The sequence below is a fragment of the Streptomyces sp. NPDC088116 genome, assembly GCF_044741745.1.
Lineage (GTDB): Bacteria > Actinomycetota > Actinomycetes > Streptomycetales > Streptomycetaceae > Streptomyces.
The window spans coordinates 68,889-85,765 of record NZ_JBIUTF010000003.1; the positions used below are offsets into that span (position 1 = coordinate 68,889).

The 16,877-nt window shown below is 69.9% G+C and carries 12 protein-coding genes; 8 read left to right on the plus strand and 4 right to left on the minus strand.

Going from position 1 to position 16,877, the window contains the following annotated elements; genetic code table 11:
- Positions 1–48: 48 nt before the first annotated feature.
- Positions 49–1,479, plus strand: coding sequence for an Nramp family divalent metal transporter (locus ACIOJD_RS12805; RefSeq protein WP_401911899.1), 1,431 nt, complete (start codon positions 49–51; stop codon positions 1,477–1,479).
- A gap of 143 nt (positions 1,480–1,622) precedes the next feature.
- On the opposite strand, the gene ACIOJD_RS12810 is transcribed toward ACIOJD_RS12805, so the two are convergent.
- Both ACIOJD_RS12810 and ACIOJD_RS12815 read right to left on the minus strand, forming a co-directional pair.
- A complete protein-coding gene (locus tag ACIOJD_RS12810) occupies positions 1,623–2,429 on the minus strand; it encodes a pectate lyase (RefSeq protein ID WP_401911900.1) in 807 nt (268 codons plus the stop codon).
- Between the two features lie 66 nt (positions 2,430–2,495).
- Positions 2,496–4,310 (minus strand): rhamnogalacturonan lyase, encoded by a 1,815-nt coding sequence (locus tag ACIOJD_RS12815; RefSeq protein WP_401913850.1) that lies wholly within the window; start codon positions 4,308–4,310, stop codon positions 2,496–2,498.
- A gap of 386 nt (positions 4,311–4,696) precedes the next feature.
- Between ACIOJD_RS12815 and ACIOJD_RS12820 the strand changes: the two genes are divergently transcribed.
- The 7 genes from ACIOJD_RS12820 to ACIOJD_RS12850 all read left to right on the plus strand — a co-directional run bounded on the left by ACIOJD_RS12820 (position 4,697) and on the right by ACIOJD_RS12850 (position 13,396).
- Positions 4,697–5,230: a hypothetical protein gene (locus ACIOJD_RS12820; protein ID WP_401911902.1), complete on the plus strand. Its 534-nt coding sequence runs from the start codon at positions 4,697–4,699 to the stop codon at positions 5,228–5,230.
- Between the two features lie 739 nt (positions 5,231–5,969).
- A complete protein-coding gene (locus ACIOJD_RS12825) occupies positions 5,970–6,899 on the plus strand; it encodes a glycosyltransferase family 2 protein (protein ID WP_401911906.1) in 930 nt (309 codons plus the stop codon).
- Positions 6,899–8,533 carry an FAD-dependent oxidoreductase gene (locus tag ACIOJD_RS12830; RefSeq protein WP_401911909.1) on the plus strand — a complete coding sequence of 545 codons (1,635 nt, stop codon included), beginning with the start codon at positions 6,899–6,901 and terminating at the stop codon, positions 8,531–8,533. Before ACIOJD_RS12825 ends, ACIOJD_RS12830 begins: the two co-directional genes overlap by 1 nt.
- Positions 8,526–9,944 (plus strand): aspartate aminotransferase family protein, encoded by a 1,419-nt coding sequence (locus tag ACIOJD_RS12835; RefSeq protein ID WP_401911912.1) that lies wholly within the window; start codon positions 8,526–8,528, stop codon positions 9,942–9,944. The genes ACIOJD_RS12830 and ACIOJD_RS12835 overlap by 8 nt, the downstream gene beginning before the upstream one ends.
- Positions 9,944–10,477, plus strand: coding sequence for a hypothetical protein (locus ACIOJD_RS12840; protein ID WP_401911914.1), 534 nt, complete (start codon positions 9,944–9,946; stop codon positions 10,475–10,477). The genes ACIOJD_RS12835 and ACIOJD_RS12840 overlap by 1 nt, the downstream gene beginning before the upstream one ends.
- A complete protein-coding gene (locus ACIOJD_RS12845; RefSeq protein ID WP_401911917.1) occupies positions 10,474–11,976 on the plus strand; it encodes an FAD-dependent oxidoreductase in 1,503 nt (500 codons plus the stop codon). The genes ACIOJD_RS12840 and ACIOJD_RS12845 overlap by 4 nt, the downstream gene beginning before the upstream one ends.
- Before the next feature lie 103 nt (positions 11,977–12,079).
- Complete coding sequence (locus tag ACIOJD_RS12850; protein ID WP_401911919.1) at positions 12,080–13,396, plus strand: MFS transporter; 1,317 nt, start codon at positions 12,080–12,082, stop codon at positions 13,394–13,396.
- Between the two features lie 85 nt (positions 13,397–13,481).
- Here the strand turns inward: ACIOJD_RS12850 and ACIOJD_RS12855 are convergent, their stop codons facing one another.
- Together ACIOJD_RS12855 and ACIOJD_RS12860 are read right to left on the minus strand one after the other, a co-directional pair.
- Positions 13,482–16,307, minus strand: coding sequence for a GMC family oxidoreductase (locus ACIOJD_RS12855; protein WP_401911922.1), 2,826 nt, complete (start codon positions 16,305–16,307; stop codon positions 13,482–13,484).
- Positions 16,304–16,795, minus strand: coding sequence for a hypothetical protein (locus ACIOJD_RS12860; protein WP_401911925.1), 492 nt, complete (start codon positions 16,793–16,795; stop codon positions 16,304–16,306). Before ACIOJD_RS12860 ends, ACIOJD_RS12855 begins: the two co-directional genes overlap by 4 nt.
- Positions 16,796–16,877 lie beyond the last annotated feature (82 nt).

Genomic DNA, 16,877 nt, shown 5'->3' on the forward strand with positions numbered 1-16,877 from the left:
GTGTCCGGCAACGATGCCGGGCGAACCCAAGGATCTGTCATGCCGAAAATGACGACACCGACAATGCCGGGAACCCCGGTCGAGCCCACCGTGCCGGCCGACCCGTACGCGCTGCGCGCCGAAGACGTCCGCGAAGCACCGACCGCCTTCGCCGGGCGGTTGCGCCACCTCGGCCCCGGATTCGTCCTGTCGGCCGCCGTGGTCGGGTCCGGCGAACTGATCGTCACCACATCCCTCGGCGCCAAGGCCGGCTTCGCCCTGCTCTGGCTGGTGATCATCAGCACCGGGGTGAAGGTCTGGGTCCAGATGGAACTGGCCCGCTGGACCATCCTCAACGGCCGTACCGCGCTGGAGGGTTACCGCGAGATCGGCCCCCGCATCGGACCCGTGAGCTGGATCAACTGGCTCTGGATCGGCATGGACTTCGCCAAGATGTTCCAGCGCGGCGGCATCATCGGCGGCACCGCAGCCGCCTGCTCCATCCTGTGGCCGATCACCGGCGAGGCACTGAGCTTCCGGTCGCTGGCCGTGTGGGCCGTTGTCGTCACCGCGCTCGCCATCGCCCTGCTGGGCACCAACAAGTACGGCATGGTGGAACGCCTCTGCGTCGCCTCGGTCGTCATCTTCACCCTCGTGACCGTGGGCCTCGCGCTCGGCCTCCCGCTCACCGAATTCGGTTACGGAACAAGCGAGTTGGGCGAGGGGCTCAGCTTCCTCATCCCGGCCGGCACTGCCGGAGTCGCCCTCGCCATGTTCGGCATCACGGGGGTCGGCGCCGACGAGATGACGACGTACACGTACTGGTGCCTGGAGAAGGGCTACGCCCGCTGGACCGGCCCGGACGACGGCACGGAGGACCGGGCGCGCCGGGCCGAGGGCTGGCTGAAGGTGATGCGCCTCGACGTCGCGGCGGGCTGGCTGATCTGCACGCTGTGCACCCTCTCCTTCTATGTCATCGGCGCCGCCGTGCTGAACCCGCAGAAGCTGGTGCCCGAGGGCAACTCGATGATCAGCACACTGTCGCGCATCTACACCGACACCATGGGCCCCTGGGCCGAGTACGTGTTCCTCGTCGGCGCCATCACGGTCCTCTTCTCGACGCTCATCGGCTCCACCGCGAGTGTGCCGCGCCTGTGGACCAACACCCTCGGGCTGCTCGGAGTCGTCGACTGGAAGGACGTGCGGGTCCGCCGCCGTACGATCCAGATCCTCACGTACTGCCTGCCCACCGTCTGGGCCGCGCTCTTCCTCTTCGTACAGTCGCCCGTCCTGATGGTGCAGGTCGGCGGACTCGGCGGCGGGGTCTTCCTGCTCGCGGTGGTGATCGCCGCGTGGCGGCTGCGGGCCACCGGAGTGGAACAGCGCTTCCGCGGCAGCGCCTGGCTGACGGTGGCGCTCGGCATCAGCAGCGCCGCCATCGTGTTCCTCGGTGTGTACGGGATCCTCGAAGTCTTCGGTGTCAGCCTCACCGGATCGTGAACCGCCCCTGATACAGCACTCCTTGTACCGATTCCTTGTGCCGCACTCCTTGTACCGACTCCTTGAAAACGGTGCGCGCCGCGCCCGCCCCGCCCCTGACGGGCGAGGGGGACGCGGCGCGCGCGTGGGGGAGGGTTACCGGCTCACCGGTAGGTGAGGTCGGAGGCCGCGTACTTGCAGTACGTGCTGTCGGGTCCGGTGCCGTTCTTCGTCGGCTCCGCACCGGTGTTGTTCCCGATGTACTTCTGACAGGGCACGATCTTCTTGCTGCTGTCCCCGACGATGCTGATACCGCGCAGGGTCAGCGAGTCGCCGTAGTTGGTGTTGATCCCGCCGATGACACTGCCCGGCGCGATGATCTCCGTGTTGGTCACATTGATCGTGCGCTTGTACTGGCTGGAGCAGTTGCCGCAGGAGCGGACGAAGGTCTTGAAGTCCTGGCCGGAGAAGTTGGAGATGTTCAGGGTGCCGCCGCCGTTGAACTGGAAGATCTTGTCCGCGGCCTTGCGCGCGCCACCACCGACGATGTTGAACGTCTTGCCCGTGCCCCGGAAGGTGGCCGCGTCCTCGCCGACGTCCTCCCACCACACGTTCTGGAGCGTGCAGCTGCCGGCGCAGTGGATACCGTCGGCGGCGGGTGCGCCGAGGATGACGTTCTTCAGCGTCGCGCCGTCAGCGAGCTGGAAGATCGGGTCCTGGCCCTCGCCCTGACCGTCGCCTCCGAGGTCGCCGGTGCCGTAGTAGCGCTTCATGCCACCGTCGACGGAACCACTGATGCTCTTGGTGGCGCCGACCGCCTCGCTGCCGTTGGCGGACGGCCAGGTGGCGGCCTCGGCGGTGGGCAGGTTCAGGCCGGAGGGGAGTGCGCCGAGGGTGAGGGCGATGGCGCCGATGCCGCCGGCGATCAACCGGCGCCTTCGCTTGAGGTTCTTGCCCTTGAGGTCGGTCATGTCTGTGGCTCCTTGTGATCCGAGGGTGAGAACTACGTGATTCGAGGGGGAACGTCCGAGGGGGAACTACGGGGTGGTGATGGTCGGTCGCGGCGGCGTGGGCATCTTGTCGCCGATGAAGAAACTGGGGTGCGGCGGCTGGTTGTAGGCGGTGTTCTGCCAGGCCAGCGCCGTCCGGTACTGCCGGTCGTGCAGCAGCGTGGTGATCTTCCGGTCGGTCAGGTGGGGCGTCGAGTAGATGCGCAGCGCCGTGTTGCCGGTGGTCGGCCAGATGACCTCTTCGCGCCAGTCACCGAGGATGTCGCCGGAGAGCGAAGGGGTGGCCTTGGTGCTGTTGTTGGAGTGCACCCCGGACGCGGTGAGCAGCCGGGTGTCCGAGGCGGTGCCGTATTTGTCGATACGGGTGCCGTCGAGCAGCTCGCGCACCGGGTCGCCGTCCCACCAGGACAGGAAGTTCATCGAGGACGGTTTGCGGCCCTTGGTGGCGCCGGACTTGTCGCGTATCGAGCCGTCGGCCGCCGACCACATCTCGGCGCCGTCGCTGCCCGCCCAGATGTCCGCGGCCACGCCACGGCCGTTGTCGCCGCTCGCCGCCGTCTGCCACAGGACCTGGCCGGTCCTGGCATCGGCGAAGTAGGAGGACGGCTTGGACGAATCCTCGTCGACCTTGAAGTATTCGAGACCGGGCCGGGACGGGTCGAGGTCGCCCAGGTGGGCGGCGTCGCCGTGGCCGTTCTTCGTCGTCCACAGACCGGAGCCGTTGTCGTCGACGGCCATCGAGCCGTAGACGATCTCGTCCCGGCCGTCGCCGTCCACGTCACCGATGCTCAGGGCGTGGTTGCCCTGGCCGTCGTAGCCCTTGCCGGTGTTCGTGGAACTGTTGGTGTCGAAGGTCCACTTGCGGGTGAGCTGGCCCCCGGTGAAGTCCCAGGCGGAGATGACCGTACGGGTGTAGTAGCCCCGCGCCATGATCAGCGACGGCTTGTTGCCGTCCAGATAGGCGGTCCCGGCCAGGAAGCGGTCCACACGGTTGCCGTACGCGTCACCCCAGGAGGAGACCGTACCGCGCGCCGGCACATAGTCGACGGTGCTGCGCACCGCGCCCGTCTGTCCGTTGAACACCGTCAGGAACTCGGGGCCGCTGAGCACGTAACCGGAGGAATTGCGGTAGTCGGCGGAGACGTTGCCGATCGCCTTGCCCGTGCCGTCGACCGTCCCGTCGGCGGTCTTCATCGCGACCTCGGACTTGCCGTCACCGTCGTAGTCGAAGACCTGGAACTGCGTGTAGTGCGCGCCGGAGCGGATGTTGCGGCCCAGGTCGATCCGCCACAGCCGCTGGCCCTGGAGGGTGTAGCCGTCGACGATGGTGTTACCGGTCGTCCCGGACTGCGAGTTGTCCTTGGCGTTGGTGGGCTGCCACTTCAGGACGATGTCGAGGTCGCCGTCCCCGTCGAGGTCGCCGACGGAGGCGTCGTTCGCCTCGTACGTGTAGTCCGAACCGGCCGCGGGGGGCGAGATCGGCACATCGAGGTAGCCGGCGCGGAACTGGATCGCGCTGGGGGAGGCGGCCTGTTCCGAACCGTTCACCACCGCGCGCACGGTGTAGTCGGCGGAGTTCGGCGCGTCCTTGTGCAGATAGTTGGTGGTGGTGATCGGCTCGGTGTTGACCTTGGCGGAGCCGCGGTACAGGTTGAAGGTGACGTTGTTCGCGTCCGTGGCCAGCCAGCGCCAGCTGACCAGATTGTCGTTGCCCGTGTGCACACTGACCAGCCCGCGGTCGAGCTGTTCCATCTGCGCGGCGGCCACCGCACGCCCGCCGGACCGCGAAGCGGCCGTCTCCGTGCGATCCCCGGGCTGCGCCGAGCCGGACGCCGCCGTCATCAGGCCGGCGACGACCGCGCAGGCCGTCGCGAGCAGACCCAGCGCCCCGCCAAGGACGCGCGGACGCCCGGGTCTTGGCGGGCGCCCCGGGGCCGCCTCGTACGAACTGACGTTGAACCGCACGGAATCCTCCAGGGGGTGGGGGGAATTGACTCGACTCGCCCCCTAGTCGCCGCCCGCACGGGAAAGGTTGCCGCTCGCGGCACGAGTTTTTCGCCGGTGCCCGGCAGCCTCGTACGGTCCTCGACTTCCGCGCGGCGCACCGTCGCAGACCGGCCGGATGCGGGCTCCGGAGGGTGGGGTGTTGCCCCGGGGGTATGTCACGTATGTCAGGCCGGACCGGTACCGCGACCGGGCAAGCATCGCCGGGAGGGGCGCACGGCCCGGTGGCGACGTGGGTATCGCGGCGGAGGGCGGCGGTCATCCTGGGCCAGGAGAGGGTCGGTATCAGCGTCGCGCACAGACGGGTGAACGGCTACCACGGATCCGAAGCGCCGTACTGGGCGCGGGAGCAGGTGGTGACGGTCGATTCCACTCGTCGGCAGAGTGTCGCCGTGTGGTGCGCTCTCTGCTCCCGGGAGGTACGGGTCATGGTGCGGGGAAGCGAGAACCGGCGGCGTGAATTCGCGCGCCGACAGGCCGCGTGGGTGTTCCCGGCTGCTCCCTTGGGAAGGCGGCGCATCGCGTACGGGGCCCGGCTGACCGCCTGGTTGTGGCTGTCCGCGTGTGTGGTGGGGATCGCCCTGCCGGCCGGGGCGTCGGCCAGTCTGGTGGCGGGGCTCGCGGTGGCGGCGGCTCTGATGGGCGGCACGCTCATTCCGATGGATTCGCTGTACGAGCCCGTGAGTCCGGGCCGGCCCGACATCGCGGACCTGCCGAACGATCCGCCGCACTGCCAGGTCCGGGCGCGTTACCTCTAAGGGCTGTCCCGCAATCCCCGGCGGGCGCACGACGACAGCTACGGCGCCTCGCCGCGTTGTCGGAACGTCCACATACATCCAGTGTGCGGACGCCTCTCCGCCTTGCGATGCACCGCATCTGACGCCGCACGCTGATCCACAAGAGATTACAGGACAGCCCTTAGTGCGCCTATCGGTGACCCGGAATTATATTCCGATGAGCGGGCGTGGTGTCGGTGAATAGTTCCGATGTGACTCCACGCCTTTCCCGGCGTCGGCTTCTGCTTTCCGGTCCGACCGCTCGGCAAACATGAAATATTCCCGCTCTATTGATTTCGGTCATTGAGGCCGACGGGCCGGTGTGTGCGTTCCATCGGCCCGGCGGGCGTGAAGTCATGGGGCGGAACGCCTGATTCCGTCGGCTGGAACCAGTTGTTCTCACCCACGGGCCGCTCTTGTCGCCGGGTAAGTCATCGCAGATCCGCGGCCGGTCGGCCCGCGGTGCGCAGGTCCGCGGTGGCCGGGGATGTTTGTCGGATGTTTGTCTCGATTGCTGGGGGTGGGTTGACAGAGAATCCGGGCGTGGGTGAAGCTCCGAAATGAAGCGCGATCAGCGAAAGAATGCGACAAAGCGGCGATCTGTCGGCGCCGACTGATTCGTATGATCTGAGGAAACGAGCCATCCTCCGCACCATCGTCAATTGGGAGAGGCCACGTGTCCGTCAGTCAGGTGTACGCACGAAAGAATGATGCGCGTCTGGTGAGTATCGTCCTGCCTTGCTACAACGAGGAGGACGTGCTCCGGGAGACGCACTCCAGGCTCATAGGTGTCATCGGCTCCGACCGGAGCGCGGAATACGAAGTGCTGTACGTGGACGACGGGAGCGTGGACGGCACCTGGTCCGTCATCCAGGAGTTCGCGGCGCGGGAACCGTCCGTACGCGCGTTGCGGTTCGGACGTAACTTCGGCCACCAGGCAGGCTGCCTGGCGGGCCTGCGGGAAGCGGTGGGAGACGCCGTCGTCATCATCGACGCGGATCTTCAGGACCCTCCTGAACTGATCCCGGAAATGGTCTCCTTATGGCGGCAGGGCTGGCCCGTCGTGTCCGCCAGGCGCAGTGGACGAGAGGGAGAGGGCTACTTCAAAAAGCTGTCCGCATTTGCTTATTATCGCATCTTGAAAGCGATCTCCGATCACCCGGTCGCGCTGGACACGGGGGATTTCAGGCTGCTCGACAGGAACGTGGTCGATCTGCTGACGGGGCTCGGTGACAACGAACTCTTCCTCCGGGGTGCCATCAGCTGGGCCGGATTTCCGGAGACGGCCGTGGAGTATCAGCGCGGTTCGCGGGCCTCGGGCGAGTCGAAATACACGCTCCGCAAGATGCTGGCGCTCTCGCGGCGCGGCATCATCTCCGGTTCGGCCGTACCGCTCCGGGCCCCCGCCTACCTGGGCCTTGTCTCGCTGGCCGGCGCCGGCGGCATCGCCGTTTCGCGCCGTGACCCCAAGGCTGCGATGACCGCGGCCATGTTCGGGTTCCAGACCCTGGCGATCGGGGTCCTGGGGGAGTACCTGCGCGGGGTGTTCCGGTATGTGGAGGACCGTCCCGCCTATGTGATCAGCGAACGGACTGCCAGCGTGCCGACGGCGGATTCGTCCCCGGTACCGGCCGTCGAGGAGGTGGCGTGATGAGCGCGGCGGCACAGTGGCGTCCGGACGGCGACCGTCCAGAAGAGGCCGGTTCGGCCGAAGCGCGCGCGGCGGACGGCCGTTCGGCGCGGGGCCGGGCGGCGGAGGAGCCCCTCGACGTACTGATCGTCGGGGCCGGATTCACCGGCCTCGCCGCCGCGTTGGAGCTGGCCTCGAAGGGGATCAGCTGCCGCGTACTGGAGCGGGAGAGCGAGGTGGGCGGCCTGGCGGGAAGCTTCGACGTCGGAGGACGGCGGCTGGAGCGCTTCTACCACCACTGGTTCGCCTCGGACGACGACATGCTGGAACTCTGCGCGGAGCTGGGAGTCTCCGACCTGATGGAGCCGCACCTCACCCGCACCGGAATGTATTACGCGAACTCCGTCTACCGGCTGTCCAAGCCGGTCGACGTCCTGCGCTTCGCGCCACTGCCGCTCCTCGACCGCCTGCGGCTCGGCCTGATGGCGCTGCGCGCGGGCCGGGTACGGAACTGGCGCGAGCTGGAGTCCCGTACCGCCGAGGAATGGCTGGTCTCGCTGGGCGGCCGCAAGGTGTACGACATCGTCTGGCGACCGTTGCTGGAAGGCAAGTTCGGCTCGTACGCACCACAGGTCGGGGCGACCTGGATGTGGACCAAACTGCATCTGCGCGGCGGCAGCCGGACGAAATCGGGCAGCGAGACGCTCTACTACCTGCGCGGCGGCAGCGAGGCGCTGCTGACGGCGCTGCGCAAGCGGCTGGCCGAACTGGGCGTGGACATCGTCACGGACGCGCCGGCCGAGACCGTACACACCGATCATGACGGTGTGTCGGGCGTCACCGCCGCCGGCCGGTTCCACCCCGCCCGCCAGGTGCTGGTCACCACCGCTCCGGCGCCGGCCGCCGAGCTGCTGTCCGGACCGGAGGGCGGCCACCCGGCGGTCCCCGCGCTGAACCGCCAGCTGCGGCAGGTGCCCTATCTGGCGAACGTCTGCCTGGTGCTGGAGAACAACCGCCGCCTGTCCGAGACGTACTGGCTGAACGTCAACGACCCGACCTTCCCCTACGTGGGCGTCATCGAACACACCAACATGGACGACCCCTCCCGCTACGGCGGACGGCACGTGGTCTATCTGTCCAAATACCTGCCGACCGACGCCGAGCTGTACCGGATGACGGACCAGCAGGTCTTCGAATACAGCCTTCCCCACCTGCGCCGGATGTTCCCCGGCTTCGACAGGAGCTGGGTCGAGGACTATCACGTCTGGCGCGCGGAGTACGCCCAGCCGGTGATCACGCCCGGCTACTCGCAGACGATGCCACCGCTGCGGACCCGGGTGCCGGGGCTCTATCTGGCCAGCATGGCGCAGGTCTTCCCCGAGGACCGAGGCACCAACTACGCCGTCAGGGACGGCCGTTCGGCCGCCCGGCTCATCGCCGACCGGCTGCGCCACCTGGGCCCTGTCCGGCCGATCTTTGCCGGGCCCGGAACGCCTGGCCCTGGCACGCCACCTCACCGCGTTGCCCAAACGCCCACAGGAAACCACCCTCCGGGCGCCCCGGCGCCTTGCGACGTACCGCCCCGCACGCCCCGGGCTGATCCGACAAGTGCGACCGGACAGGACCTGAGCGCCGACGAGGTGAACCATGGCTGACCTGATCACACTGGACGAGTGCGAGTCCCTCGGAATCGACCGGGTCCACGAGCTGTACCGCGACCACGTCAGCCGCAGCCAGGTGTCGCTCATCGGTTCCTTCGGCTTCGGGCGGGACCTGGTGGATCACGCGGAGGGAGCCTGGATCCACCTGCGGGACGGCCGCCGGATCCTGGACTTCACCGGAGGCGTGGGGGTGTTGAACCACGGCCACAACCACCCCCGCATCCTCGCCGTCCGCGAACGCTTCCAGCGGGAGCGGCGGATGGAGGTGCACAAGAACTTCTTCTCCCCCTACGTGGCGGCCCTGAGCCACAACCTCGCGACCCTCCTGCCCGGGGACCTGAACATCAGCTACTTCCCCAACTCCGGCGGCGAGGCGGTCGAGGGGGCCGTCAAACTCGCGTACAAATATCACGCCGGACACCGGGGCACGATCCTCCACACGGACATCGCCTTCCACGGCAAACTGCTGGGCGCCGGCAGCCTGACCGGCTCCCCCGAGATCCACTTCCCCTTCCCGCAGATACCCGGAACCGACGCGTTCGCCTACGGGGACCTCGACTCCTTCGCCCTCGCGCTGGAGCGGCACCGGGGATCCGACGGGACCAGCGATGTGTACGCGGTCGTCCTGGAACCCTTCAGCGCGTCCAGCCTGCGGGAGTGCTCGCCGGAATTCCTGCGGGAGATACGGCGGATCTGCACCGAACTGGACATCGTGCTGATCTTCGACGAGGTGTACACCGGCTGGGGCAAGACCGGTGAGCTGTTCCACTTCATGCGCCACCCCGGCCTGGTCCCCGATGTGGTGGCCATGTCGAAATCCTTCGGCGGGGGCAAGGCGTCCATCTCCGGCTATGTGGCCCGGGAAGCGGTCTTCCGCAAGGCGTACGACAACCTCGGCGACGCCACCTTGCACAGCACCACCTACTACGGCTTCGGCGAGGAGACCGCCACCGCGCTGGAGGCCGTCGCCGTCGCGGTGGAGGAGGACTTCCCCGGCCGGGCCCGTCGGCTCGGCGACCAACTCGGAGCCGGACTCGCCGACATCGCGGCCCGCCATCCGCGACTGGTGACCGGTACCCGCGGCCGGGGCGCGCTGCACGGACTGTTCCTCAACCAGGGGCCCGGAATTCCCGACCGGATCAGGGCCGCCCTGCCGACATCCCTCGCCAAGGACCCGCAGGCGGTGCCCAAGCTGCTCACCGGAGCCGTGATCGCCGCCCTCTACCGGGAGCACGGCGTGCTGACCTTCTTCGGTTCCAACCGGCGGATCGCCCTGATCGCCTCGCCGCCACTGGTCGCCGGGCCCGTGGAGACCGACGCCTTCCTGACCGCGCTCGACGCGGTACTGAGCAAGGGCGCGGCCCGCCTCCTGGCCGGGTTCGTGAAGGAGAAGGTGACCACCTGATGCGACTGACCCAGACCGTGCGCTCCCGCCCGACGCGATCGACCGCGACCGCACCCACGATGCCGACACGCGGAGGGGCGCTGAGGGCGAGCGGTCTGCCCGCGTACTGGGCACGCCAGTACAGCTGCCTGCGCGACCCGGACGCGGCGGCCGCGGCCGAGACGCATGTCAACAGCATCGTGAAGACCCTCCCGTTGCCGTACCGCCTGGGCTTCACCGTCGTACTGCGCCTGCTGCCCACGGCGTTCCGGCTGGTGACCGGCGCGCGCCTGGAGCGCGCCCCGGCGCGGACGGGCCGCAAGGGGATGGCCCGTCTGGGAGCCCTCCCCGGCTTCGCCGAGGTGGTACGCGCGAGCACCACACTGGCCCTGTACGGAGCACTGGACGGGCTGCCGGTACGGGAGAGGCCCGGAGGCGGGCCGCCGGTACGAAACGACGCGCCGCCGGTACGAAACGACGCGCCGCTGGTACGAAACGACGCGCCGCCGGTACGGGAGATGCCCCAGGACGGGCCGAAGAAGGGGACCGCATGATCCGCGAACTCCTCCGGCCCGGCACACGCGCCCGTGACCTGCCCGTCCACGACTGCGACGTCCTCGTCATCGGATCCGGCGCGGGCGGCGGCACCGCGGCTCTGGAACTGGCCGCGGCCGGGCGCCACGTCACGGTCCTGGAGGAAGGCCCCCGGGTCGGCACGGCCGAACTGGCCGCCGCCACCCCCGCCGAGAACATGCGCCGGCTCTACCGGCAGGGCGGGCTCACCCCCATCTTCGGCCGCCCCACCATCGCGTACGGCGAGGGCCGCTGCGTCGGTGGAACCACCGTCGTCAACGGCGGCCTGTTCTGGGAACCACCACCCGAACTGCTCGACGACTGGGCGAGTGCATCGGGCATCGACGGTTACCGGTCCCAGGACCTGGCCCCCCATCTGCGACGGATCACCCGGCGCCTCGGCGTCATCACCCAGCAACACGGCGACGGCAACCGGGACTCGGAGCTGCTCGCCGCCGGCGCGGACAAGCTCGGCTGGAGCTGGCAGCACGCCCGGCGCGCCGTACGGGGCTGCGCCCACCGCAACCGGTGCACCACCGGCTGCGTCAGCGGCGCCAAGCAGAGCATGGCGCTCAGCTACCTCCCCGAGGCCGAGGCACTCGGCGCCCAGATCGTCCCCGGCACGCGCGCCCTGCGGATCCAGCACGACGGCCGTGACGTACGGGGCGTCCTCACCGTCGACAGCCACGGCCGCCGGTCGCTCTACCGGCCGCGCGCGCTCTTCGTGGCCGCGGGACCGCTCGGTACGCCGACGCTGCTGCAACGCAGCCGGATCCACCCGGACCGCGCGGGGCGTGAGATCGCCCTGCACGTCAACCTGCGTACGGTCGCCCGTTTCGACGAGGACGTCCGGGCCCGCGAGGGCACCATTTTCACCGCCCAGGTACAGGAGTTCACGCACGGCGGTGTGCTGATGATGCCGTCCAACGTCACCCCGGGCGGCCTGGCCGCCGCCCTCGCCTCGCACGGGCCGGGCACCGTCGAGCGGCTGCTCGAACAGATCGACCGGCTGGGGGTGTTCACCACTCAGGTCCGGCCGGCCGGACACGCCCGCCTCACCACCCCGCTGGGCGGCACACTCCTGCGGCACGGGATGACGGCCGCCGACCACGCGGCACTCCGTACCGCCTTCCACGACACCGCACGACTGCTGTTCGCGGCAGGGGCCGTCGAACTCGTCCCGCCGGTCGCCACGGCCGGACCGCTGCGCGACATGCTCGACGTCGAGGAGTTCTGCGCCCGGGTCACCCCGGCGGACTGGGAGCTGGTGTCCGTGCACGGAATGGCCTCCTGCCGCATGGGCCTCGTGGGCCGGGGCGGTGTGTGCGACGCACTCGGCAGGCCCCACGGATACCGGAACGTGCGGCTGTGCGACGCCAGTGTGCTGCCGGGCGGGACCGGTATCAGCCCGCAGGGGACGATCATGGCGTTCGCCCAGGAGATCGCCACCCGCTTCATCGAAGGGGCCGGCAAGGACTGAACAGACATGCAGGGCAACCCCGTCCCCTGTCCTCGTATCTCGGCAGTACCTCGCCGTTCCTCGCCGTTCCTCGCCGTTCCTCGCACTTCGAACCGGAGACTTCATGAGCAGAGCCCCCGACCGCCTGCGGAAACCAGCCGACAGCGAGCGGTTGTTCAGTCCGTCGGCCGTGGTCGCCTCCTGCGTGGGATTCGTCCTCATCGGCGCGCTCCAGTCGCTGTACGGACCCGCCATCCCCGCCTTGCGGAAGGACTTCGGCCTCTCGCCGTCCGGGGCGGGACTCGGCCTGAGCGCTCACTTCATCGGCGGCGTCGTCGGGGTGCTGGCCTTCGACCGGATCCAGGGCCGGGTCGGCAACCGGATGCTGCTCGGCACCTCCTACTCGTTCATGGCGGTCGGCAGCCTGACCTTCGCCCTCGCCCCCAACTGGCCACTGGCCCTCCTGGCGGCGCTGGTGACCGGCTTCGGTTTCGGCGGAATCGACTACGGGCTGAACCAGCTCTTCGCCATCGGCTTCGGACGCCGCAGCCCCGCCATGCTCAACATCCTCAACGCGCACTTCGGTATCGGCGCGATCGCCGGACCCGCGGTGATCGGCCTGCTCGGGGCGGACCACTATCCGGCCGTCTTCGCGGGCTTCGCCGTTCTCGCCGCCTCGCTGCTGTTCTCCCTGCGAGGGGTACGGGACCGCGAGGCCCCGCCCGTGGACGCGGCCGCAGGAATCACGGAGGGAACCACCACGGCGGCCCGGCCGGGCCCGTCCAGGACGCGCCGGACGGGCCCGCTGCTGGGGGCCTTCGTCCTGCTGTACGTCTTCCATGTCGGTGTGGAGGCCGGCGTGGGCGGCTGGGAGCCCACCCACCTGGAGACGGTGGGCTACGGCACGGCCGTCGCCGCGTCCGCCACCTCCGTCTACTGGCTGATGATGACCGTGGGACGGTTCCTGGTCGCGCCGTTGACCCTGCGCTGGTCGGAGCCGGCGATCATCATCGTGAGCTGCGCGGGCATGACCGTATGCCTGCTGCTGGCCGTGGTCCCGGGCCTCGCGCCGTACGCGTACGCCGGTGTCGGTCTGTTCATCGCACCGATCTTCCCGACCGGGCTGCCCTGGCTGAACCGCGCGGTTCCGGCCGCCCGGCGAGGGGGCGCCCTGGTCATCGCCGCGTCGATGGTGGGGGGTGTGGCGGCGGGACCGGCGCTCGGCAAGGCCATCGAACTGTCGGGCGTGCGGGCGGTGCCCGTCGTGCTGGGGGTCCTGGCCGCGATCTGCCTGGTCACGACCTGGTGGCTGGCGCGGGTCACCCGGGGCGGCGGCGAAGTCCTGGTGGCCGCCTCGGCCTTGGCTTCGAGCCCCGCCCCGGACCTGCCGCCGGAGACCGGACCGCGACCGGAGGCGGTGGCAGGCGAAAGAGACCTCTGACCGCACATCACGGCGCTTCCCGATGCCGTACGGGCCCGGCTCGCGGCCACGGATCGGGAAGCGCCCGTCGCGTATCGCCTCGGTCTCAGTCCGCTCGCGGTACGTAGTAAGGCCGGTTGTGAGCGGCGACCGGAGGCGACTGGTACGTCCATGCCCCGGCGGCCGGAGCGTCGCCGATGAGGGTGGTCAGGTCGGTGCCGATCTCCGACGACGCGTCGTGGACACGCAGCCGCACGCGCTCGGCCGCGCCGTCGGCCAACGGCAGGTACTGGTACGGCTGGTAGACGTTCAGCGGGCCGGCCAGCGGGCGGCCCGTGGGGTCGGTGCCGTAGCCGGTGATCGGGGTGTTGTTGACCGGAAGACGGGGCAGCCCCTTCAGATCGGCCTCGAACGAGAACAGCGTCGACTCCCTTCGGTCGAGACCGTCACCGGACGGAGTGAGCGCGGCCTGTTTGCAAGTGACGGTCCATGTGTCGTCGCCGGCCGGGCCGTTGGGCGAGGGCATGACCGACTCGAACCACGCCGGGTACTTGGGCTCTCCGAAGAGCAGGGTGCCGGCCTCGATGGCCAGCGGGTTGTCGCACAGGACATGCAGCCGGGCGATGCCGAGCAGCTTGGTCTGGTCGAAGCCCTGGGCGAACTCCTCGTACGACAGGCGTGCGAGGCGGTCGCCGCTCGCGGTGGGGTGGGCGATGATGCTGTACTCGATCTCCTGGGTGATGCCGCCGCCGTTCGGATACTGGGCGAAGTACAGCTGGTAGTTGACGGTGACACACGCCCGGCCGCCGAAGTCCGCGGCGGTCAGGTCGGGATGGCGCTTGGCGAGCATGTCGCGCACCGGGCCGGGGTCGACCAGGTAGTCCAGACCGATGTTGTGCAGGGCGCCGTAGTGGAAGGGCAGCTGGTACGGGGCCGTGACGGGCGGCAGCGTGAGGTCATGGGCCATGGGGCGGGACTCTCCTCGGACGGGACCCTCGGTCGGGCCGTGAAGGGGACGGTGGACAGGGCCGTGGCCGGAACCCCGGCCGGAGCCGTGAGCGGGGCCGGGCCGCGCGGTTGTCGCGGGGGACCGCAGCCGCACCGCGTCGCGCAGCCCGGTCAGGTCGCGGTGGATCCGCTCGGCGCTGCGCAGGGTGATCGCGGCCATGGTGAGCGTCGGGTTGGAGGTGCCGAGGGAGGGCATGCTGCCGCAGCCCACGGCGTACAGATTGGGGTGGTCCCAGCAGCGCTGCCAGGAGTCGACGACGGAATCGGCCGGGCGCGCGCCCATGATGTGGGTGCCCGCGCCGTGGCCCGCGCCCCGGTAGGCGTACGGCCTGCCCTCGAACTCGAACCACCCGGGCTGGAACGGCCCCGGCTCGTACCGGCTGTGGTCCTCCGCCCCGGCGAGGGCGAAGATCTGGTCGGAGACCGCCTTGGCCGCCGCCATGCCCCGCTTCACATGGTCGGACACGTCGTACGTCAGGACGGGGCGCGGACCGCCCAGCGGGTCACGGTGCCGGTGGTCGAGGGTGACGCGGTTGGCGGGGTCGGCGCTCTGCTCCATCTCGAACTGGAGCGCGAACTGGCGTCCGACGCGGTCCCCGAGGGCCTGCCGTAACGCCGTGCCGAACAGGCCCCGGCCGCCGGGCGCCGCCGGGTCCCCCTGGCGCAGCATGCTCGCGACCTCGTGGTCGGGTGGCCCGACGGCCCACACCCAGCCCCAGTTGCCGATCTCGACACGGAAGGGCGCGCGGACGGCGCGGGCCGGTCCGAAGCGGAACCCCTCCAGGCCGGAGGTGGACCCCGGCCCTCGGTAGGGGCCGGTCCGCTCCGGCATGAGGCCCCAGGTGAGCAGGACCGGATGGTCCATCAGGTTCCGGCCGACCTGGTCGCTGGAGTTGGCGAGGCCGGAGGCGAGCAGCAGCCGCGCGTTCTCGATCGCGTGGGCGGCCAGTACGACAACGCTCGCGCGTACCGTTCCCCGTGTGACGGCGGCGGGGCGCGCGGGGCCGTCGTACCGCTGGTACTCGACGCCGGTGATCCGGCCGGTGGCGTCCGTGAGGACCCGGTCGACCACGGCGCGGGTGAGCAGGGTGACGGAAGGGGCCCAGCGGTCCTGGGTGCGCCGAGGTGTGTACTTCGCCCCGGTGGGACAGATGGGGATGCAACTCGCGCTGCCCTCGCAGACGGGCCCGTGTTCGTCGGTGGCCGAGCTGTTGCGCGCCTGAGGCGTCCCCACGACCCGCAGTGCGGTCGGGTGCGGCTGCGACGGGTCCTGGACGTGCTGTCCGTCGAGCCGTTCGGCCAGCATCCGGTCGAGGTGGCTGGCCGGGACCGGACGGTGCGGGAAGGAATAGCCCTCCGCGAAGGGCAGGTTGACGTGTTCCCGCTGCTCGGCCAGGTCACCGGCCACGCCGAGTTCGCGTTCCGCTGCGCGGTAGTACGGCTCCAACTCGTCGTAGCCGATGGGCCAGTCGCGGCCGTACCCGAGCCCGGCGGTACGGAAGTCCTCCGGGTGCATCCGCGGAGTGAGGCCCGTCCAGGCCGTGCCCGTACCGCCGTTGACCCGCAGATAGCCGCTCGAATAGGGGAGCGGGCCGTTCTGGACGAAGTACCCGTCGGCGCGGTATCCACCGCCGGGCGTGCCGCCGAGGTCCGGCACGTCGGGCGACGGGACGAGCGGATTGCGCGCGATCGCCGCACCGGGGACCTTCGCCGGCGCCGACCGGTAGCGGTCCACGTCCACCGCCCGCTCATGACCCTGGTCGCCGTCGCCCAGGCCGGCCTCCAGCACCAGCACCCGCCAGCCGCGCTCGCCCAGCCGCTTCGCGAGCAGCGATCCCGCGATGCCCGCCCCGACCACGATCGCGTCGAAGTGCTCTTCGCCGTTCGGCCCGCTGTCCTGTCCGCTGTTCCGTCCGCCGGTCACCGGGCCCCGCTCTCGGTCGGCACACCCGACGGTGGCCGGGCCCAGGAGCCGTGGCCGGGCGCCCCGGTCCCCGGTGCGTGGGTGTTGAGACAGCGCCAGACCAGGCCTTCCGCGTAGGAGCGCTCGGACACCACGTAAGAGGAATGACGTGTCGTCATGTTCTGTCCGGGTAAGCCGTGTTCGGGCAGTCCGGGCCAGACGCCCAGGTACCAGAGGTGACACACCGCCCGCGCCAGCTCGACCAGTTCCCCGTCCTCGCTCGTCAGGACCTCGGACAGGCACGCCGCGTCGGTCAGTGCCGCGACCAGCCTGCCGTACGACAGGGTGCCCGCCTCCCGGAGCACGGTCGCCCGGTAGATCTCCGCCATACCCGTCTCCGCGAGTTCGGTGGCGTCGAAGCCTGTCAGCGCGACGGAGAGGCCGATGAACCGCTCGGCGTCCTCTCTTTCGCTCGCGCGCGTGGCGCCGCTGGAATCCGTGCCGTTCATCCGGTGCCCCTGCCGTTCGCTGACGCCATCGGCCGAATCCCTCTCCTCGGGGTGCGCCACCCAGGCCACGTGTACGCGCTGC

Coding starts and splice junctions, on each gene's coding strand:
- ACIOJD_RS12815 (WP_401913850.1), bottom strand. CDS start 4,310: ATGACGGCGGCGTCCGGCTCGGCGCAGCCCGGGGATCGCACGGAGACG.
- ACIOJD_RS12835 (WP_401911912.1), top strand. CDS start 8,526: ATGGCTGACCTGATCACACTGGACGAGTGCGAGTCCCTCGGAATCGAC.
- ACIOJD_RS12845 (WP_401911917.1), top strand. CDS start 10,474: ATGATCCGCGAACTCCTCCGGCCCGGCACACGCGCCCGTGACCTGCCC.
- ACIOJD_RS12850 (WP_401911919.1), top strand. CDS start 12,080: ATGAGCAGAGCCCCCGACCGCCTGCGGAAACCAGCCGACAGCGAGCGG.
- ACIOJD_RS12840 (WP_401911914.1), top strand. CDS start 9,944: ATGCGACTGACCCAGACCGTGCGCTCCCGCCCGACGCGATCGACCGCG.
- ACIOJD_RS12860 (WP_401911925.1), bottom strand. CDS start 16,795: ATGAACGGCACGGATTCCAGCGGCGCCACGCGCGCGAGCGAAAGAGAG.
- ACIOJD_RS12830 (WP_401911909.1), top strand. CDS start 6,899: ATGAGCGCGGCGGCACAGTGGCGTCCGGACGGCGACCGTCCAGAAGAG.
- ACIOJD_RS12805 (WP_401911899.1), top strand. CDS start 49: ATGACGACACCGACAATGCCGGGAACCCCGGTCGAGCCCACCGTGCCG.
- ACIOJD_RS12810 (WP_401911900.1), bottom strand. CDS start 2,429: ATGACCGACCTCAAGGGCAAGAACCTCAAGCGAAGGCGCCGGTTGATC.